General features: G+C 71.2%; 16 protein-coding genes. 9 read left to right on the top strand and 7 right to left on the bottom strand.

Annotated features, from left to right (window positions below; translation table 11 throughout):
• Positions 1 to 128: 128 nt before the first annotated feature.
• On the bottom strand, positions 129 to 1,172 hold the full coding sequence (gene zapE, locus Q0P88_RS02005; RefSeq protein ID WP_295010618.1) for a cell division protein ZapE: 1,044 nt from the start codon (positions 1,170 to 1,172) through the stop codon (positions 129 to 131).
• A gap of 142 nt (positions 1,173 to 1,314) precedes the next feature.
• On the opposite strand from zapE, the gene Q0P88_RS02000 reads away from it, so the two are divergent.
• Together Q0P88_RS02000 and Q0P88_RS01995 are read left to right on the top strand one after the other, a co-directional pair.
• Positions 1,315 to 2,208 carry a sulfurtransferase gene (locus Q0P88_RS02000; protein WP_295010617.1) on the top strand — a complete coding sequence of 298 codons (894 nt, stop codon included), beginning with the start codon at positions 1,315 to 1,317 and terminating at the stop codon, positions 2,206 to 2,208.
• Between the two features lie 19 nt (positions 2,209 to 2,227).
• Positions 2,228 to 2,674 (top strand): SufE family protein, encoded by a 447-nt coding sequence (locus Q0P88_RS01995; protein WP_295010616.1) that lies wholly within the window; start codon positions 2,228 to 2,230, stop codon positions 2,672 to 2,674.
• Positions 2,675 to 2,681: 7 nt separating this feature from the next.
• Here the strand turns inward: Q0P88_RS01995 and Q0P88_RS01990 are convergent, their stop codons facing one another.
• On the bottom strand, positions 2,682 to 3,842 hold the full coding sequence (locus tag Q0P88_RS01990) for an alpha/beta hydrolase (RefSeq protein WP_295010615.1): 1,161 nt from the start codon (positions 3,840 to 3,842) through the stop codon (positions 2,682 to 2,684).
• Positions 3,843 to 3,867: 25 nt separating this feature from the next.
• On the opposite strand from Q0P88_RS01990, the gene Q0P88_RS01985 reads away from it, so the two are divergent.
• From Q0P88_RS01985 to Q0P88_RS01970, 4 genes are all read left to right on the top strand, one after another.
• Entirely contained in the window at positions 3,868 to 4,449 is a 582-nt protein-coding gene (locus Q0P88_RS01985) for a DUF3000 domain-containing protein (RefSeq protein WP_295010614.1), read from the top strand.
• Positions 4,442 to 5,638, top strand: coding sequence for a ribonuclease D (locus Q0P88_RS01980; RefSeq protein ID WP_295010613.1), 1,197 nt, complete (start codon positions 4,442 to 4,444; stop codon positions 5,636 to 5,638). The genes Q0P88_RS01985 and Q0P88_RS01980 overlap by 8 nt, the downstream gene beginning before the upstream one ends.
• A gap of 141 nt (positions 5,639 to 5,779) precedes the next feature.
• Positions 5,780 to 6,985, top strand: a complete 1,206-nt coding sequence (locus Q0P88_RS01975; protein ID WP_295010612.1) for a thiolase family protein — start codon at positions 5,780 to 5,782, stop codon at positions 6,983 to 6,985.
• A gap of 11 nt (positions 6,986 to 6,996) precedes the next feature.
• Positions 6,997 to 9,141, top strand: a complete 2,145-nt coding sequence (locus tag Q0P88_RS01970) for a 3-hydroxyacyl-CoA dehydrogenase NAD-binding domain-containing protein (protein ID WP_295010611.1) — start codon at positions 6,997 to 6,999, stop codon at positions 9,139 to 9,141.
• Positions 9,142 to 9,338: 197 nt separating this feature from the next.
• Here Q0P88_RS01970 and Q0P88_RS01965 read toward each other — a convergent pair whose 3' ends face one another.
• From Q0P88_RS01965 to Q0P88_RS01955, 3 genes are read right to left on the bottom strand one after another with little or no spacing between them, the layout of a single operon-like run.
• Positions 9,339 to 10,976, bottom strand: coding sequence for a GMC oxidoreductase (locus Q0P88_RS01965; RefSeq protein ID WP_295010610.1), 1,638 nt, complete (start codon positions 10,974 to 10,976; stop codon positions 9,339 to 9,341).
• A gap of 4 nt (positions 10,977 to 10,980) precedes the next feature.
• Positions 10,981 to 11,877, bottom strand: coding sequence for a diacylglycerol kinase family protein (locus tag Q0P88_RS01960; protein WP_295010609.1), 897 nt, complete (start codon positions 11,875 to 11,877; stop codon positions 10,981 to 10,983).
• Positions 11,878 to 11,881: 4 nt separating this feature from the next.
• Positions 11,882 to 13,558 (bottom strand): FAD-binding oxidoreductase, encoded by a 1,677-nt coding sequence (locus Q0P88_RS01955; RefSeq protein ID WP_295010608.1) that lies wholly within the window; start codon positions 13,556 to 13,558, stop codon positions 11,882 to 11,884.
• Positions 13,559 to 13,578: 20 nt separating this feature from the next.
• Between Q0P88_RS01955 and Q0P88_RS01950 the strand changes: the two genes are divergently transcribed.
• The 3 genes from Q0P88_RS01950 to Q0P88_RS01940 all read left to right on the top strand — a co-directional run bounded on the left by Q0P88_RS01950 (position 13,579) and on the right by Q0P88_RS01940 (position 16,494).
• On the top strand, positions 13,579 to 14,181 hold the full coding sequence (locus Q0P88_RS01950) for a TetR/AcrR family transcriptional regulator (RefSeq protein WP_295010607.1): 603 nt from the start codon (positions 13,579 to 13,581) through the stop codon (positions 14,179 to 14,181).
• A complete protein-coding gene (locus Q0P88_RS01945; protein ID WP_295010606.1) occupies positions 14,178 to 15,704 on the top strand; it encodes a glycerol-3-phosphate dehydrogenase/oxidase in 1,527 nt (508 codons plus the stop codon). Before Q0P88_RS01950 ends, Q0P88_RS01945 begins: the two co-directional genes overlap by 4 nt.
• Positions 15,705 to 15,786: 82 nt before the next feature.
• Positions 15,787 to 16,494 carry a TetR/AcrR family transcriptional regulator gene (locus Q0P88_RS01940; protein WP_295010605.1) on the top strand — a complete coding sequence of 236 codons (708 nt, stop codon included), beginning with the start codon at positions 15,787 to 15,789 and terminating at the stop codon, positions 16,492 to 16,494.
• Between the two features lie 69 nt (positions 16,495 to 16,563).
• On the opposite strand, the gene dxs is transcribed toward Q0P88_RS01940, so the two are convergent.
• Entirely contained in the window at positions 16,564 to 18,546 is a 1,983-nt protein-coding gene (gene dxs / locus Q0P88_RS01935) for a 1-deoxy-D-xylulose-5-phosphate synthase (protein ID WP_295010604.1), read from the bottom strand.
• Between the two features lie 60 nt (positions 18,547 to 18,606).
• Positions 18,607 to 19,920 (bottom strand): citrate/2-methylcitrate synthase, encoded by a 1,314-nt coding sequence (locus Q0P88_RS01930; protein WP_295010603.1) that lies wholly within the window; start codon positions 19,918 to 19,920, stop codon positions 18,607 to 18,609.
• Positions 19,921 to 20,043: the final 123 nt, after the last annotated feature.

Genomic DNA, 20,043 nt, shown 5'->3' with positions numbered 1-20,043 from the left:
TTTCAGTGTGGCGAGGGCGTGTTTCGGAGCGCCGCTGCGTGTGTTGCGGCCGTGTTACAGGAACGCGCCTCCTGTGAACAGCATGTTTCGCAGCGACGGTTGGGCCCCGCGCCGGAGGTCGCCGCGTCTCAGGGGCGGGCGGCGTGCGAGAGCGCGTTCAGCCGGGAGATCGCTCGCAGGTACTTCTTGCGGTATCCGCCGCCGAGCATCTCCTCGCTGAACACCTCGTCCAGCGGGCGCCCGGTCGCGAGCACGGGGATCTGCGCGTCGTAGGCGCGGTCCACGAAGGCGACGAAGCGCAGGGCCTCCGACTGGTCCGTCAGCTGACGGACGTCGCGGATGCCGAGCGCGTCGAGCCCGGCGATGAGACGGATGTAGCGGGACGGATGCACCTGCGCGAGATGCGAGACGATGTCGTCGAACGCGTCGTCGGAGACGCGGTGCGTCGTCGCGAGGTCGGCGATCTCCCGCGCGTAGTCGCCGGCGTCGAGCGACACGGCGTGACCGTCGAGCGCACGCTGGCGGAAGTCGACGCCGTCGATCCGGATCGTCTCGAAGCTGTCCGACATCGCGTGGATCTCGCGCAGGAAGTCCTGCGCCGCGAAGCGACCCTCGCCGAGCGCGTTGGGCGGCGTGTTCGAGGTCGCCGCGAGCTTCGTGCCGCTGCCGACGAGCTCGCCGAGCAGCCGGGTCATCACCATGGTGTCGCCCGGATCGTCGAGCTCGAACTCGTCGATGCAGAGCAGGTCGGATCCGCGCAGCAGGTCCACGGTGTTGCGGTACCCGAGCGCTCCCACGAGGGCCGTGTACTCGATGAAGGATCCGAAGTACTTCCGACGTGCCGGCATCGCATGGTAGATCGACGCGAGCAGGTGCGTCTTGCCGACGCCGAACCCGCCGTCGAGGTAGACGCCCGGTTTCGTCTCCGGCTGCTTCGGCGCGCGACGGAACAGTCCCCCGCGCTTGACGGGCTGCGCGCCCGTGGCGAAGGCGAGGAGCTTCTGCTTCGCCTCCTCCTGGGACGGATAGGCGTCGTCGGAGCGGTAGCTCTCGAACGTCGCGCCGTCGAACTGCGGGGGTGGGACGAGACCCCCCAGCAACTCGGTGCCGGTCATCTGCGGCTGACGGTCGGTGAGATGGACGACGCCGGAAGGGGCGGCCTGAGCGGTCATGCGGATCCTGTGTCGAAGTCTTACCCCTGCGGATGCGCGGGGCGCGCCGGAGATCTAGGGTCGAAGGGGACGGAACAACACTACGCCGTCCCCATCGCCCGCCTCTGCGCCCACCCGGCGTCCAGACCCTGAGGAGCCCGCCGTGACCGTCGAGTTCGACACTTCGTCCGCATCCTTCGCCGAGTACGCCGAGCCGGGACGACTGGTCACGACCGAATGGCTCGCCGACCACCTCGGCGACGAGGGACTCGTCGTCGTGGAGTCCGACGAGGACGTGCTCCTCTACGAGACGGGGCACATCCCCGGCGCGGTGAAGGTCGACTGGCACACCGAGCTCAACGACCCGGTCGTCCGGGACTACGTCGACGGTGCCGGCTTCGCCGAGCTCCTGAGCCGCAAGGGCATCTCCCGCGACGACACCGTGGTCGTCTACGGCGACAAGAACAACTGGTGGGCCGCCTACGCCCTGTGGGTGTTCTCGCTCTTCGGCCACGAGGACGTGCGCCTGCTCGACGGCGGCCGCGACCGCTGGATCGCGGAGGGACGTCCGCTCACGACCGAGGCCACGCATCGTCCGCAGACCGACTACCCGGTCGTCGAGCGCGACGACTCGGTGCTCCGCGCGTACAAGGAGGACGTGCTCGCGCACCTCGGGAGCCCCCTCATCGACGTGCGCTCCCCCGAGGAGTACAACGGCTCTCGCACCTCCGCCCCCGCGTATCCGGAAGAGGGCGCGCTCCGAGCGGGACACATCCCGACCGCGCAGAACGTGCCCTGGGCCAAGGCGGTGGCCGAGGACGGCGGTTTCAAGGGGCGTGCGGAGCTCGAGGCCATCTACCTCGACGGCGCGGGGTTGACGCCGGGAGACGACGTGGTCGCGTACTGCCGGATCGGCGAGCGCTCCGCGCACACCTGGTTCGTGCTCAAGCACCTGCTGGGCTTCGAGAACGTGCGCAACTACGACGGATCCTGGACGGAGTGGGGCAGCGCGGTGCGCGTCCCGATCGTCACCGGCGATCAGCCCGGCGCGCTCTGAACGTGCGAGGATGGCGGGGATGACCGACTCCCCCGCCTCCCTCCTCCCTCCGCAGCTGGCGGAGATCCGCGACGCGTTCCTCGAGCTGCCGGAATCGGACCGGTTGCAGCTGCTGCTCGAGTTCTCGAACGAGCTCCCCGCGGTGTCCGAGGAGGTCGCCGCGCATCCGGAGATGGCCGAGCGCGTGGCCGAGTGCCAGTCGCCCGTCTACATCTACGTGGAGCTGACGGACGGCAGGGTCACCATGCACGCGACGGCGCCGGCCGAGGCGCCGACGACCCGCGGCTTCGCGAGCATCCTCGCTCAGGGCATCGCGGGTCTCGCGCCCGAGGAAGTGCTGGCGATCCCCGACGACTTCCCTCAGTCGATCGGACTGACGAAGATCGTCTCCCCGCTGCGCATCTCGGGCATGACGGGCATGCTGCTGCGCGCGAAGCGTCAGGTCCGCGAACGCCTCGCCGCCTGAGCCGGACTCAGCCGAGGAAGCCGTTCGCCCCGAGCCACCCCGTGATCGCGGCGCTCCATCGGTCCTGGTCGTAGTTCCACAGTTTGGTGTGCCGCGCCCCGGTGAACGGCGGCATGGTGACGATGTCCGGCCGCGCGGCCGCGAGGGCGTGCGAGGCGTCCGCGGGCACATAGCCGTCGTCGTCGCTGTGCAGGAGCAGGATCGGCACGTCCAGCTCGCCCGCCCTCGCGACCATGTCCAGCGCGTCGAAGTCGATCGCCTGGTCCGCCCCGCTGAGACGCGCGGACCAGGGCTGGCGCAGGGCGTCCATCGCCAGCTGCGGGAGCGGGTCCGGCAGCTTCATCTCCCGCGCCTGGAAGCGCAGCACACTGCGCCAGTCGACCACCGGGGAGTCGAGGATCATCCCGACGACCGCGTCGTTGGACGCCGACGACATCAGCGTCTGCAGTGCGATGGCACCGCCCATCGACCAGCCCATCAGCACGATGCGCTCGGCGCCGTGACGCAGCGCCCAGCCGATCGCCGCGTCGACGTCGCGCCACTCCGTGACGCCCAGGCCGTAACCGCCGGTCCGACTGCGCGGCCCTTCGCCGTCGTTCCGGTACGAGGCGATGAGCACCGGCAGGCCTGCGGCGTGCAGAACCGGCACCGCACGGAGGCACTCCGAGCGGGTGGCGCCCCGTCCGTGGACCTGGATCACCCAGGTGGTCGCGTCGGCCGGGAAGTACCAGGCCGGCGCGGGCCCCGCGGGAGTACCGATCAGCACGGACTCGTACGGAAGGTGGAGCTCGCCCGGCGTGAGGTAGTAGTACCCGCTGAACGCGGCCTTGCGCCCGATCTCCGCACCGGGATCGATCTGGGTGAGGAGTTTGCGTCGCACCCTGCTCTCATCGGCCTGGAGTACCGCACCGAGCTTGACGTATCCCGGCGTGCCGTCGACGTAGAGGCCGTAGCGTCCCGGGAGCTCGGTGTCGGCATCGCGTGCGAGTTCGATCGTCTGCGCGGCCGTGTCCACCGCGTGGATGTCGGTGCCCAACCGGCGCGGTTCGGGGGTGACCACGGCTCGTGCGACGCGGAGAACGAGCGCTCCGCCCGCGGCGGCACCGAGAGCCGCGACGCCGGCCAGGGCGATCGCGCCGAGGGTCGCGGCGTGCCTGAGACTCTTCATCGCCTCCTGACTCTAGTCTGTCCGCGTGAGCGACCATCCCGGATCCGACGGCGACTTCGCGAAGGCCGTCGCAGAGGTGCGCGCGCTGCGTTTCCGCGACGACCTCGTCGTCCGTGAGATCCCCGCGCCGACGGGTCTCGCACCGTCCGCGGTGGCCTTCGCGGCCGACGTGCGCCCGGACGACCACGGCGACTCGATCTACGGCACGGGCCGCTTCGTCCTGCTGCACGACCCGGCGGAGCCGGCGGCCTGGGGCGGCGCGTGGCGCATCGTGGCCTTCGCGCAGGCACCCCTCGAGCCCGAGATCGGCACCGATCCCCTGCTCGCCGAGGTAGCGTGGTCCTGGTTGATCGACGCGCTCGCCTCCCGCGACGCGGAGCACCACTCCGCGTCGGGCACGTCCACCAAGACCCTCTCCAAGGGCTTCGGCGGGCTCGCCGCGGAAGGCGACGGCGCGCAGATCGAGCTCCGCGCCTCATGGTCGCCGGAGGGACCGCTCGCCCCACACGCCGAGGCGTGGGCCGAGCTGGTCGGAATGCTCGCGGGCTTGCCGCCGGGCTCAGAGGACATCGCCGTGTTCGGCGCCAGGAGAACGATCCGTGAGTGACTACGCCGTCATCGACACCGACGAGGCCTTCCTCGCCGCGTGCCGTGCTCTGACCACGGGCAGCGGACCCGTCGCCGTCGACGTGGAGCGCGCATCGGGCTTCCGCTACTCGCAGCGCGCATATCTCGTGCAGGTGTTCCGGCGCGGATCCGGCGCGTTCCTCTTCGATCCGATCGCGATCTCGTCGTTCGCTCCGCTCGCGGAGGCGATCGGCTCCGAGGAATGGGTGTTCCACGCCGCGAGCCAGGACCTGCCCTCGCTGCACGAGCTGGGACTCGAGCCCGCCCGTGTCTTCGACACGGAGCTCGCCGCGCGTCTCCTCGGCTACGAGCGCGTCGGACTGGCCGCCGTCGTCGAACGTGACCTCGGCATCGTGCTGAAGAAGGAGCACTCGGCCGCCGACTGGTCCACCCGTCCGCTCCCGGACTCGTGGCTCGAGTACGCCGAGCTGGACGTCCTGCATCTGATCGATCTCCGCGACGTCATCGCCGCGGAGCTCGCGGAGTCGAACAAGAGCGAGATCGCCGCACAGGAGTTCGAGGCGACGCGCACGCGCCTGCCGAAGCCTCCGCGGGAAGAGCCCTGGCGGCGCCTCAGCGGACTGCACCAGGTGCGCGGGGCGAAGAACCTCGCCGTCGCGCGCGCGCTCTGGGAGGCCCGTGAGGAGTACGCCCGCGAACAGGACGTCTCCCCGGGACGGCTCGTGCCGGACCGCGCGCTCATCGCCGCCGTGATGGCGAGCCCGCAGAGCAAGGGCGCCCTCGCCGGCGTCGCCGCGTTCACCGGTCGCGCGAGCCGCAGCCAGCTCGACCGCTGGTGGGAGGCGATCGAGGAGGGCCGCGCCAGCACCGCCCTCCCCCGGGAGCGTGTTCCCAGCGACGCTCCCCCGCCGCCACGCGCCTGGGCCGACCGCAACCCGGAGGCCGATGCGCGGCTGAAGGCGGCACGGCCCGTGGTCGAGGCGCGCGCGGAGGAGCTCGGCATGCCCACGGAGAACCTGCTCACCCCGGAGACCCTGCGGCGCATCGCCTGGGAGCCGCCCGCCGTGATCGACCGTGCGTCTATCGCCGAGGCCCTCGCGCTGCGCGAGGCGAGACCGTGGCAGATTGAGGAGACCGCACAGCGGATCGCGGATGCCTTTGTCGAGGCCGCGCAAACGTCCGATCCTCCCTCCGCGCCCGTTTCGTAGGTTCAGCCCAACCGATTCGTCCCGCCGTCGGGGGCCACTCCTAGGCTGGTTCCGACCCTGAATTCCGCAGATCGCGCACCCGCGCGGTCGTGCGAACTTGGACGCTCCGTCCCGTACGCGGACGGATCAACTGGAGGCAAAGTGGCCGAGATCTCGGACGTCTTCTTCGTCGATGGAGTGCGCACCCCGTTCGGGCGCGCCGGCGAGAAGGGCATGTACTGGAACACCCGCGCGGACGATCTGGCCGTCAAGGCCACGATCGGCCTGATGGAGCGCAACGCGAACGTTCCGCTCGACCGCATCGACGACGTCGCGATCGCCGCGACCTCGCAGACCGGAGATCAGGGCCTCACGCTCGGTCGCTCGGTCGCGATCCTCGCCGGGCTCCCGCAGACCGTGCCCGGCCTCGCCGTCGAGCGCATGTGCGCGGGAGCCATGACAAGCGTGACCACGATGGGGGCCTCGATCGGTGTCGGCATGTACGACCTCGCCCTCGCCGGCGGCGTCGAGCACATGGGTCATCACCCGATCGGCGGCAACGCCGACCCGAACCCGCGGTTCGTGGCCGAGCGGATGGTGGACCCGGGCGCGCTCAACATGGGCGTGACGGCGGAGCGCATCTTCGACCGCTTCCCGCACCTCACCAAGGAGCGCTCCGACCGTTTCGGCATGCTCAGCCAGCACAAGGTGCAGGCGGCGTATGACGCCGGCAAGATCCAGCCCGACCTCGTCCCCGTCGCGATCAAGGACGCCGACGGCGCCTGGGGCCTCGCCACGGAGGACGAGGGCCGCCGCCCGCAGACCACGATGGAGGACCTCGCGAACCTGAAGACGCCGTTCCGGCCGCACGGACGCGTCACCGCCGGCACCTCCTCGCCGCTCACCGACGGCGCGACGATGTCGCTGCTCGCCGGCTCGGGAGCGGTCAAGGAGCTGGGTCTGGCGCCGAAGATGCGCATGGTCTCCTTCGCCTTCGCCGGCGTGCAGCCCGAGATCATGGGCATCGGTCCGATCCCGTCGACCGAGAAGGCGCTCAAGAAGGCCGGCCTGTCGATCTCCGACATCGGTCTCTTCGAGTTGAACGAGGCCTTCGCGATCCAGGTCATCTCGCTGCTCGACCACTTCGGCATCGCCGACGACGACCCCCGCGTCAACGCCTGGGGCGGCGCGATCGCGCTCGGCCACCCGCTGGCCGCGAGCGGCGTGCGCCTGATGATCCAGCTCGCGGCCCAGTTCGCCGAGCGACCCGACGTGCGCTACGGCCTGACCGCGATGTGCGTGGGTCTCGGCCAGGGCGGCTCGGTCATCTGGGAGAACCCGTTCTTCGACGGCAAGAAGCGCAAGTAAGGATCCGCGGAATGACGAACTACGACGCCATCGACTTCTCGCCTCTCATGGCTCTCGCCGACGGCGAGGTCGTCACGCACTCCCCCGTGCGCGACGTGCGCCTGCCCTCGGGCAAGGTCCTCGCCCTCATCACCCTGGACAACGGGCGTGATCACACGCGGCCGAACACGCTCGGCCCCACCACGCTCACCGAGCTCGGGGAGACCCTCGCGGCGCTCACCGCCCGCGCGGCCGCCGGCGAGATCCAGGCGGTCGGCATCACCGGCAAGCAGTACATCCTCGCCGCCGGCGCCGACCTCAGCGACATCACCAAGGTCGGCTCCCGCGACAACGCGCGCCTCATCGCGCAGCTCGGCCACAAGGTCCTCGGTTCTCTCAGCACCCTGGGCGTGCCGTCTTTCGCGTTCGTGAACGGCCTCGCGCTCGGCGGGGGTGTCGAGATCGCGCTGAACTCGACGTACCGCACGGTCGACGCCTCCGCCGCCGCGATCGCCCTCCCCGAGGTGTTCCTCGGGATCATCCCGGGATGGGGAGGCGCGTACCTGCTGCCGAACCTCATCGGCATCGAGAACGCCCTCGAGGTCGTCATCTCGAACCCGCTCAAGCAGAACCGCATGCTCAAGCCGCAGCAGGCGTTCGAGCTGGGCATGATGGACGCGATCTTCCCTGCCGCGAACTTCCTCGAGGACTCGCTGCTCTGGGCCGACGCGGTGCTCGGCGGCAAGAAGGTCGAGCGCAAGAACGAGCCCGGCAAGATCGAGCGCCTCACCAAGTGGCCGATCGCGATCAAGATGGCCCGCGGCATGCTCGAGTCGAAGATCGGCACCGTGCCGCGCTCGCCCTACGTCGCGCTCGACCTGCTCGACAAGGCGAAGAGCGGCACCCGCGAGGAAGGCTTCGCGCGCGAGGACGAGGCACTCGCCGACCTCGTGACCGGCGATCAGTTCGCCGCGTCGATGTACGCGTTCGACCTCGTGCAGAAGCGGGCCAAGCGGCCCGTGGGTGCGCCGGACAAGGCCCTCGCCAAGAAGGTCACCAAGGTCGGCATCATCGGCGCCGGCCTCATGGCCAGCCAGTTCGCCCTCCTGTTCGTGCGCAAGCTCCAGGTTCCGGTTCTCATCACCGACCTGGATCAGGCGCGCGTCGACAAGGGCGTGGCGTACATCCACGACGAGATCGGCAAGCTCGAGGCGAAGGGCCGGCTCGACGCCGACACCGCCAACAAGCTGCGCGGGCTCGTCACGGGCACCACGGACAAGAGCCTCTACGCGGACTGCGACTTCGTCATCGAGGCGGTCTTCGAGGAGGTCGGGGTGAAGCAGGCGGTGTTCGGCGAGATCGAGAAGATCGTCGCCGAAGACGCGATCCTGGCGACCAACACCTCGTCGCTCTCCGTCGAGGAGATCGGTGCGAAACTGGCCCACCCCGAGCGTCTGGTCGGCTTCCACTTCTTCAACCCGGTGGCGGTCATGCCGCTCATCGAGATCGTGAAGACGCCGTCGACCACGGACGCCGCACTGTCGACCGCCTTCGTGGTGGCGAAGGGACTGGGTAAGAACGCGGTGCTCACCGCCGACGCGCCGGGGTTCGTCGTCAACCGCCTTCTCGCCAAGGTCATGGGCGAGGCAGCGCGTGCCGTCTACGAGGGAACCCCGGTCGCGGACGTCGAGAGGGCCTTCGCGCCGCTCGGCCTTCCGATGGGTCCGTTCCAGCTCATCGACCTGGTCGGCTGGAAGGTCGCCGCGCACGTGCAGGACACGATGGTCCACGCGTTCCCCGACCGCTTCTACGCCAACGAGAATTTCCATGCGCTCGCGGAGCTGCCGGAGGTCGTCGAGAAGGACAAGGGCGGACGCGTCACCGGATTCACCAAGGCCGCGGAGAAGCTCGTGAAGGGGGCCGCAGGCTCCACGCCGACCCCGGCCGCGGAGATCCTGCGCCGCGTGCAGGACGGCCTGGCGCAGGAGATCAAGCTCATGCTGGACGAGGGGGTCGTGCCCGAGGTCGAGGACATCGACCTCTGCCTCATCCTCGGCGCAGGCTGGCCCTTCATCGACGGCGGCGCGTCGCCCTACCTCGACCGCGAGGGCGCGTCGGAGCGCGTGTTTGACGGGACGTTCCACACGCCGGCGATCCGCGGGATCGCGCACCGCTGATCCCGCGTCGTCGGACGAGCCCGCGCACCCGGGGCTCGTCCGGCGACACTCGCGCGCACCCCGGTCATCCGCGTCGTCCGCCGCGCACGCGCACCCCGGTCTTCCGGGGTCGTTGAGCGAGGATGCGCGCAGCGCGACCGAGACGAACGCCGCTTCCTCCCGGAGGCGGCGTTTCGTCGTCCTCGTCCCCGCGCCGGTCAGTGCGCCGCACTCGATTGCGCAGGCCGCGCATCCGTCTCGCCCTTTCGGGGCCAGTACGAGAGCGCACGCTCGGCGAGGGCGGTGATCGTCAGCGAAGGGTTCACCCCCGGATTCGCCGGCACCGCGGAACCGTCCACGACGGAGAGCCCGGGATGCCCCCACACGCGGTGGTACGGATCGACCACTCCCGTCGCCGGCGAGTCGGACAGCACCGCGCCTCCGAGGAAGTGCGCCGTGAGCGGGATGCCGAACACCTCGGGCCAGGATCCGCGGGCGAAGGCGGGCACCCCGGTCTCCCGCGTCATCCGCGCGGCGATGGCCTCCACCGCGCGATGCGCTTCGGGCAGATGGCTCGGGTTCGGTGCGCCGTGACCCTGCGAGCTCGTGAGCACGTGGCGACCGAAACGCCGCCGCAACGACAGCGTCAGCGAGTTGTCGGCCGTCTGCATGACGAGGGCGATGATGCCGCGCTCGCTCCACCGTCGCAGCGACCCGAGGCGCCATTGGCGGATCGGATGGCGAAGCACGGCGCCGCCCAGCGCCCCCAGCCGGCGCAACAGCGAACGGTCCCCGGGCACGAGCACGGTCGCGAGCAGGCCCATCAGATTCGACCCCGGTCCGTAGCGCACGTTCTCGACGTGGGTGCGTGCGTCGACGTGGAACGACGTCGTGATCGCCACCCCGCGGGCGAACCCTGCCGCCTCGTCGACCGCCGTGGAGACCGCGCCGTCGAGCGCTTCGGAGTTCGTCCGGGTCAGCCGTCCGAGGGCGTCGGAGAGACGCGGGAGCGCTCCGGACGCCTTCATCCGATGCAGCAGCTGCTGGGTTCCCCACGTGCCTGCGGCGAGCACCACCTTCTCCGCGGTGACGGTGCGCCGTGTCCCTCGCCCCCAGGCCCCGGTACGGCGCGTCGTCACGGCGAACCCTCCGCCGCGGAGTTCGCGCAGCTCGACGACGGTGCGGAGCGCCTCGATCGTCACGCCGCGGCGCTCGGCCAGCGCGAGGTAGTTCTTCATGAGCGTGTTCTTCGCGCCCACCCGGCACCCCACCATGCAGTTGCCGCACAGCGTGCACCCTGTGCGCGCCGGCCCGTGCCCCTCGAAGAACGGGTCAGAAACCGTCTCCCCCGGCCGGCCGAAGTACACGCCGACAGGAGCGCGTCGGAAGGACTGCGCGACGCCGAGGTCGTCCGCGGCGCCGGCCATGATCCGTTCGACAGGGCCCGTGTGCGGGTAGTGCTCGACGACGCCCAGCATCCGTTTCGCGGTGGCGTAGTGCGGGGCGAGCTCCTCCTGCCACGAGGCGACGCCTGCCCACTGCGGGTCCGCGAAGAAGGCGGCCCCGGGCTGGTACAGCGTGTTGGCGTAGTTGAGCGAGCCTCCGCCGACGCCCGCCCCGGCGAGGATCATCACGTGCGGAAGACGATGGATGCGCTGCACCCCGAAACACCCGAGAGATGGCGCCCACAGATAGCGCCGTACGTTCCAGTTGGTCTTCGCGAAGTCCTCGTCGGCGAAGCGCCGCCCCGCCTCGTAGACCCGCACGCGGTAGCCCTTCTCCGCCAGCCGGAGCGCGGCGACGGAACCACCGAAGCCGGATCCGATCACCACGACGTCCTCGTCGAACTCGGGCATCTGCTCACTCCCCTTCCTGGATCTGCATCGTGAGGGCGCCGGGCCGCACCCGGATGGCGCACTGCTTCTCCGCGATCCGCTCGCCGTCCGCGTAGACCACGAGATCGGGAGCCTCGACGACGATCTCGCTGACGCGCTGATGCGTGACCTCCGGACGCGCGAGATGGCGTCCCCGAAGCAGCTCGGGGAACAGGCGCATCAAGGTTCCGCGGCGCAGCGGACCGACGTGGACGACGTCGAGGAGCCCGTCGTCCAGAGCCGCCGACGGAGCGATCCGCATGCCGCCGCCGTAGCTGGTCGTATTGCCGACGGCGATGAGCGTTCCCGGGGCGTCGCGCATCGGCGACCCCTCGATCGCGATGCGGAAGCGTGTCGGCCGGAGGCGGGCGAGCTCGACGAGGATGGCGAGGTAGTAACGAGCGGCCCCGCGCGGCCATCGGAGACGGTTCGTGCGATCGCTGACCTTCGCGTCGAAGCCGAGCGCCGCCACGGTGAGGAAGGGCACGACCCGTCCCTCCGTCACGATCTCGCCCACGTCGATGCGGCGCGGGACGCCGTGCAGGGCCAGGAGCGCGGATCCGGCCGGATCGTGCAGCGGCAGGCCGAGAGCGCGGGCGAGATCGTTGCCCGTGCCCGCCGGGACGAGAACGAGGGGGACGGACGCACCGACGAGACGGGGCAGGATCGCGGACACCGTCCCATCGCCCCCGACCACGACGATCGCGCGGGGGGGCTCCCGCAGCGCCACGTCGACGGACGCCCGGGTCTGCGCCACGGATCCGCCGACGAGCACCTGCACGTCGGCACCGGCCGCTCTCAAGGCCGCCACGGCGGTCTCCGTGGCGGCGGCTGCGCGCCCCTTCCCGGCGGACGGATTGGCGATGAGCGAGATGGTCGGCACCGTCCTATGCTCCCCCGGTCCGTGGGACGGGGGTCGCCGCCCCCAGGATCGCGCCGGGATTCATGATGGCCTGCGGGTCGAGCTCCCGCTTGATGGCGGCGAGCACGCGGATCCCCGTCGTCCCGATCTCCTCGGCGAGCCACGGGGCGTGGTCGCGACCCACCGCGTGGTGGTGGCTGATCGTGCCGCCGGCGGCCATGATCGCGTCGCCGACCCGCCGCTTGACGCCGGCCCACGCGTCGAGTGGATCCGCCCCGAGCGGCGCGAGCACGGTGAAGTAGAGGGACGCGCCGGTGGGATACGTGTGCGAGACGTGGCACATCACGAACGCCTTTCGCCCGACCTCGCCGAACCCGCGGGTGAGCGCAGACGTCACAGCCTCCCGCAGCGCCGCGAGCCGAGACCAGGTCGTCGCGGTCTCCAACGTCTCGCAGAACACCCCGGCGTCGAGAAGCGCGTCGCGCAGATACGGTCCGTCGAAACGCGTCCGCTGCCAGTCCTCCGCGGCCTCCTGCCCGAGGGAGGTGCCGCCGGCGGCCTGGAGGATCCCCGCAGTCCGTGCGCGCCGGGCGACGACGTCGTCATGGTCCCCCTCGTACACGGTGATCGCGCTCGCGCCCTTCGCGAGCGCCTTGCCGACCTTCCCGATCTGGGCGAGGCTCACGCCGGTCTCGGCCTCGTCGGAGAGGCGGAGGACGGTCGGACCGCCGCCGTGCTGCGCGACCTGCCGCAGCGCGTCGACGCCCGCGCCGAAGTCCGTGAAGCTCCACGACTCCCTGATCCGCTCGGCGGGCAGAGGATGCACGCGCACCCGCACCTCGGTGATGACGCCGAAGATGCCCTCCGACCCGAGGAACAGCCGAATCAGGTCGGGCCCCGCGGCGCTCGCCGGCGACCGGCCCAGCACGAGGTCACCGGTCGGCGTCGCGACCCGGAGCCCGGTCACCATCGTCTCGAAGCGTCCGTACCCTGCGGAGTTCTGCCCCGAGGATCGTGCGGCGGCGAATCCGCCGAGGGTGGCGTAACGGAAGCTCTGCGGGAAGTGGCCCAGCTCGCTCCCGTGGGCGGCGAGGAGGCGCTCGGCCTCGGGGCCGGTCGTGCCGGCCGCGAACAGCGCCTCCGCGCTCACCGCGTCGTACTCGAGGAGCTCGCTCATCCGGGTGAGGTCGAGACTGACGACGCCGCGGTGGGCGCCGCGCTCCGGATCGAGCGCCCCGACCACGCTCGTGCCCCCGCCGAAGGGGATCACTGCGAGATCGAGATCGGACGCGAGCCGCAGGCACGCGACGACCTCCTCGTGTCCGCCGGGTCTCAGCACCGCGTCCGGGACCGCCTGGCTCGCCTCCCGGCGCCGCAGCAGATCCGGGGTCGAGCGGCCGCCGGCATGACGGATCCGGCTCTCGGCGTCTGTCCGCACGTGCGACCGGCCGAGGAGCGCCGCGAACGCGTCGGCATCCTCGCCGGCGAGGCCCGAGGAGGCCGGGCGCACGTCCGTGAGCTCCGGTCGCGCACTCGGCTTCCTGAGGCGCCCCAACAGGAGGGGCAGAAGGGCGCGGACAGCGAACGGAAGCGTCTCCGCCCGTGCTGGATCCCCCCATCCGTCCCATCGCATGGCGGGATCCGTCGCCCGCGGCGCCGAGTCGTTCGCGCCGTCCTGCTGCGTGCCATGCTCCGTCGCCATGCGTTACAGTGTGACAGATCATGACAAAACGTCAAGCAGATGCCTCCGTCGCGCTGCCGACGTGGGAGCCGACCCAGGAACGGATCCTCGACGCCGCTGACACCCTCATCGCAGGGCGCGGAGTGCGCGGCGTGACGATCGCAGAGCTCGCCCGCCGGGCGCAGGTGAGCCGCCCCACGATCTACCGCAGCTGGTCCGATGCGGACGACGTCGTGCGCGCCGCTCTGCTGCGACGCGTGGCGGCTCTCCTGTCCGCGTTCGACGCCTCCTCGCCCGCGGGCCGCGATGCGATCGTCGACGACGTCCTGCGCTTCTCCTCGCGCTTCCGAGCCGATCCGGTCTACCGCCACCTGCTGGCGGACGAGCCGGAGGTCTTCACGCGATACACGTTGGAACGCGTCGGATCCAGTCAGCGCGCGATCCTCGGCTGGCTGGCAGCCGCGATCGCGACCGCGCAGCACAGTGGCACTGTCCGCCGCGACGATCCGCAGGCGATGGCGGTGATGATGCTGCTCATCACCCAGTCCGCGCTCCTCTCGCACGGCACCGTCAGCGAACTGATCGACGAGGCGTCCTGGGAACGCGAGCTGCGCGCCGCATTGGACGGACTTCTCCGCCCATGACCGGCTCCCCGATGCTCAACGCCGTGCGTCGCCGCCACGAGCTCGCGCTCGCCGCGGAGCAGGAGGCCGATCTCCTGGTCGTCGGCGGCGGTATCACCGGCGCCGGCGTGGCGCTGGACGCGGCCTCCCGAGGGCTGAGCGTCGTGCTCGTCGAAGCCGAGGATCTCGCGTTCGGCACGAGCCGCTTCAGCTCCAAGCTCGTCCACGGAGGCCTTCGGTACCTGGCCACCGGCGATGTGTCGACCGCGCGCGAGAGCGCCCTCGAACGACACCGCCTCATGACCTGCATCGCGCCGCACCTCATCCGGCCGATGGCGCAACTGCTGCCCTTCTCTCCAGCGGTGAGCCTGCGACAGCGCGCCACGGGCGCCGTGGGCTTCGCGTTGGGAGACCTGCTGCGCGTGCGCGCGGGCACGCCGCGGTCGACTCTGCCCGCCCCGAGGCCGATCCGCGCACGCACAGCCCTGGACATGGTGCCCGCGCTCGATCCCCGGCGGCTGCGTGGTGCAGTCCTCGCCGCGGACGGACAGCTCGTCGACGATGCGCGGCTCGTCGTCGCCGTCGCACGCAGCGCCGCAGCGCACGGGGCCCGCATCCTCACGCGTGTCCGCGCCCTGGAGCTCCACAGGAGCGGCGCCAGGGTCGCCGACGCGCTCAGCGGGGAGACCTTCGACCTGCGCGCGAAGGCCGTGGTCAACGCGACGGGCGTGTGGGCGGGCGACCTCGACGGCGCCATCCGGATGCGTCCGAGCCGGGGGACGCATCTCGTGCTCGATGCGGACGCTCTCGGCGATCCGACGGCGGCGCTCACCATCCCCCACCCCGGATCCGTCAGCCGCTTCGTCTTCGCCCTGCCCCAGCAGCTCGGCCGGGTCGTCGTCGGGCTCACCGACGAGGAGGCGCCGGGTCCGGTGCCCCCGGTCGCGTCACCGACGGAGCCGGAGATCCGGTTCCTGCTCGAGACGCTGAATCGGGGCCTGCGAACTCCGCTCCGCCGCGACCAGGTCCGCGGCGCCTTCGCCGGCCTTCGGCCGCTGGTCGACACCGGCGCCGCGACGACCGCGGACGTCTCTCGGCGCCATCTCGTCGCCGTGTCCGACGGCGGCTTCGTCACGGTGCTCGGTGGCAAGCTCACGACCTACCGACGGATGGCCGAGGACGCGGTGGACCGCGCGATCTCGATCGCGTCCCTGTCCGCAGGTCCCTCGCGGACAGGGACGCTGCCCCTGATCGGCGCGATCGCCGCGCCGACGCCTCCCGCGCGCACGATCGATTGGCGCTACGGCGCGGAGGCAGGGCGGATCCTCGCCCGGGCGCGATGCGCGGATCCCGCACAGCACATCGCCCCCGGGATCGAGGTCACCCGCGCCGAGATCGAGTTCGCCGTACGTGCGGAGGGGGCGTTGACGGTCGACGACGTCCTGGACCGTCGCACCCGCATCGGGCTGGTCGACGAGGATCGTGCCCGCGCACACGACGAGGTCGCCGTCATCGTCGAGGAGGCGCTCGCCGAGCTCGCCTGAGCGACGCCCTTCTTCCGAGCACCCCACGCCGATGAGTCCCCGGGAACGATCGAGGCGCGGAGTCGCACGATAGGCTTTGAACATGTTCAGTTCATCCGCCGACGTCCCGCGGAAGCCCACCCCGCAGAAGCCTCTGACGCCCAAGGCCGAGGCGACCAGGGCTCGCATCCGCGACGCGGCCATGACCTCGTTCGTCGAACGCGGCTACCCGGACACGACGATCCGCCTGATCGCGACGGAGGCCGGCGTGTCGGTCGGCAACGCCTACTACTACTTCCCGTCGAAGGAGCACCTCGTCCAGGAGCTCTACGAGCAGGTCCAGCAGGATCATCGACGGCGCGCCGAGCCGCTCCTCGCTCTGCAGACCGGTCTCGTCGACCGGCTGCGCGTCTTCTTCGAGACGGGACTCGCCGCGGTGGCTCCGTACCGCGCCGTCGCGCCCGGTTTCCTCAGCGCCATGGTCTCCCCCGACTCCCCGATCAACCCGCTCTCCGAGGCGTCGTCCGATGCACGCGACCTCACGCTCGGGCTCCTCCAGGAGACCGTGTCCGGTGCGTCGCACCGTCTGCCGGACGATCTCGCGCAACGCCTGCCCGACGCGCTCTTCCCGGCCTACCTGGCACTCGTGCTCCGTTGGACGTACGACGCGTCACCGGATCAGGCCAAGACCCTTCGCCTGCTCGACACCGGCCTCCGCCTCTTCGCCGCGGCGCTCCCGTTCCTCGGCCTCCCCGGAGTTCGAGGCGTCGTCCGAGACCTGCTCGACCAGCTCGCGGACGTCCGGCCATGAGTGACGGCCCGAAGACGCACGACGCCGCGGAGCGCCAGGTCGGGCGAGGCAGGCTCCGACGCCCGAGGGTCAGCCCCGTCCGCGTCGTTCCGCGTCGGAATCCGCCCTCGCGCCCGCGATGACGTCCATGCCGCCGGTGTGCAACGGGACCTCGCCCGTGGGGCGCGCGATCGGCACACGCGTGCCGAGCACCTGCGCGACCACGTCCTGCGCGATCTTGCCCGCCGTCAGCCCCGCATCCTCCAGGATCTGCTCTCGGCTCGCGTGATCGATGAACTCGTCGGGCAGCCCCAGCTCGTCCACCGCAGTGTCGATCCCGGCTTCGCGAAGCACCTGACGCACCCGCGTACCGACGCCGCCGACGCGGATCCCGTCCTCCAGGGTGATGACGAGGCGATGGCGGGCGGCGAGCTCGACCACGGACGGCTGGACGGGGATGGCCCACCGCGGGTCGACCACCGTCGCGCCGATCCCTTGCGCCTTGAGTCGGTCCGCCACGTCGAGGGCGAGCGTCGCGAACGGGCCGATCCCCACGAGGAGGACATCCTCCCCCTCGCCGCGCGACAGCACGTCGACGCCGTCGCGCAGGCGTTCCAGTGCGGGGATCTCCGGCGTCACGCCGCCCTTCGGGTAGCGGATGACGGTGGGCGCGTCGTGCACCGCCACGGCCTCTTCGAGCTCTTCGCGCAGCCGTTCGCCGTCACGCGGCGCAGCGATCCGGATCCCCGGGACGATCTGCAGCAGGGACAGATCCCACAGGCCGTGGTGGCTCGCGCCGTCCGGTCCGGTGACACCCGCGCGATCCAGGACGAACGTGACGCCCGCGCGATGCAGGCCGACGTCCATGAGCACCTGGTCGAAGGCGCGGCCCATGAACGTCGCGTACAGCGCCACGACCGGATGCAACCCGCCGTACGCGAGACCCGCCGCCGCCGCGACCGCATGCTGCTCGGCGATGCCGACGTCGTAGACACGATCCGGGAAGCGCTCCGCGAAGGGGGCGAGACCGGTGGGTCGCAGCATGGCCGCGGTGATCGCGATCACGTTCGGGGTCCGCGCGCCCACGTCGACGAGGGCATCGGCGAAGACGTCCGTCCACCCCCGGGCGGACGCGGACAGCGCGTCGCCGGTCTTCGGATCGATCTTGTTCACGGCGTGGAACTGATCGGCCTCGTCGTCCAGGGCAGGCTGGTAGCCGTGCCCCTTCTCGGTGATCACGTGCACGATGACGGGTGCGCCATAGTCCTTGGCGAGCTCGAGCGTCTCCGTGAGCGCCTGGATGTCGTGCCCGTCGACGGGACCGAGGTACTTGATGTCGAGGTTGGAATAGAGCTCCTCGTTGTTCGAGAAGCGGGAGAGGAAGCCGTGCGTTCCACCCCGGACGCCGCGGAAGAGCGCGCGTCCGAGAGGACCGAACGCACGGAACAGCCGATCCGACCTGCGGTGCAGATCGCGGTAGACGCCCGCGGTGCGCACGCGGTTCATGTAGCGCGCCATACCGCCGATCGTGGGCGCATAGGAGCGACCGTTGTCGTTCACGACGATCACGAGGTTGCGCTCGTTGTCGTCGGAGATGTTGTTCAGCGCCTCCCACGTCATGCCACCGGTGAGCGCTCCGTCGCCGACCACAGCGACGACGTGCCGATCGCCTCGCCCCGTCGCCGTGAGCGCGCGCGACACGCCGTCCGCCCAGCTCAACGAGCTGGACGCGTGCGAGGACTCCACGACGTCATGGGCGCTCTCCGACCGCTGCGGATAACCCGCGAGTCCCCCGCGCGAACGCAGCCCGGAGAAGTCCTGCCGTCCGGTGAGCAGCTTGTGCACGTACGACTGGTGCCCCGTGTCGAAGATGATCGGGTCGTCCGGGGAGGAGAAAACCCGGTGCAGCGCGATGGTCAGCTCCACCACACCCAGATTCGGGCCGAGGTGCCCGCCCGTGCGCGCGACGTTCTCGATCAGGAAGGAGCGGATCTCCGAGGCCAGCGCCGTGAGCTGCTCGGGGGTCAGCCGATCGAGGTCGCGGGGACCGGAGATGCCGGGAAGGATCGCCACCGTGTCTGCCTCCTGAAGCGGATCGGTGCGGCGGTCCGAAGGCCTCCGCACCGATCCAGACTACCGAGCATTGCGCCCGGGGCGCTGGAGATCCGCCGCATCCGGACCGACGTAGTGCCCGATCGGTCGCAGTCGCAGCGGCGCCCGTCCATACTCGTCCTGCGCGTGCGCGCACCAGCCGGCCGCACGGGCCACGGCGAAGACCGTCTCCCCGGCGTCGGCGGGCATGTTCCAGGCGAGCGCCATCACCGCGAGCGCGAGGTCGACGGTCGGGTGAAGTCCCGTCCTCGCTCGCACGACGGCGGCGACCCGCTCCCCCAGGCCGAGCGCGGCGTGTGCTCGCGGATCGCCGGTCTCCCGCATCAGCCGGAGCAGCAGCCGCGCGCGCGGATCCCCTTCGGGGTACAGCAGCTGCCCGAAGCCGGGGATGCCCGCGCCGCCGAGACGCGTCGCGGTCGCCACCGCGGCTGCCGGGTCCGCTCCGTCCTGCACCTGCCGCAGCAGTGCATGCACGGCCGCGCTCACCGCGCCGTGCAGCGCCGAGTCGAGCGCGCCGAATCCCGCCGCCACGACCGCGTAGGGATGGGCGCGCGCCGACGCCGCAGCCCGCGCAGCAAGCGTCGACGCCGCCATGTCGTGGTCGACGAGCAGCACGAGCGCGGCGTCGAGCACCCGCACACGGTCGGGCGACGCCGGGAGCGCCGTGAGTCGGGGCCAGAGCCGTGCAGCCACATGCTCGACGCCGGCGACACGAGTCGACGTCGTCCCCTCGCTCACGTCCTGCTCGACGCCGACCGTCGGGAGCGCGTCCACGAGTCCGGCCACGAGACGGGGCGCGACGCGCGCCACGGCTTCCGTGCGAAGATCGTAGCGTTCCGGATCGTCGGCCGCGAGAGCCGCGACCGCCGCGAGCAGGCGGCTGAACGCCCCGGCAGCGGGGGGCAGCGCGGCGACCACGCGAAGCGCCGCGGCACTCTCGGGGCGTTCCAGCGGCAGCGCAACGTCCGACGGCGCATCGGTGCGCGCGAAGAGCCACCGCACGACCGCGTCGAACCTCGGCTGATCGCCCGCACGCGCGACCAGCTCGTCGATGGGCACCCCGCGGATCCAGAGCTCCCCGTCCTCGATCAACGCGATGTCGGTGTCGATAACCGCCAACGGGCTTCCGTCGGCGCCGGCGGACGGAGCGGCGCCGTGCGAAGGCGAGGTCGCCCGGCGGCGGGTACGGGCGAAGCGCTCGACCTCGAGCGGGTCGAAAAGGGAGCCGTGCGCCCCGCGCTCCCGCGAGATCAGGCCGCGCGAGACGTACGCATAGAGCGTCTCCGTCCGCACGCCGAGACGCGCCGCGGTCTGCGCCGCCGTGAGTGCTTCCATGTGCGACTCCCGTCATTGATCGGATCAACATTGACGATATCCGGATCCACTCTGCAGGGTGAGGGAGAGGCCGCATCGCGCCTCCGAGGAGCACAGAGCCGCCATCCGCGACTCGACAGAGAG

Origin of the sequence: uncultured Microbacterium sp. (assembly GCF_945952435.1) — a bacterium.
In the GTDB taxonomy this organism is placed as follows: Bacteria; Actinomycetota; Actinomycetes; order Actinomycetales; family Microbacteriaceae; genus Microbacterium.
The sequence above is the reverse complement of the archived record's forward strand: the minus strand, read 5'-3'. Positions and strand labels throughout refer to the sequence as shown.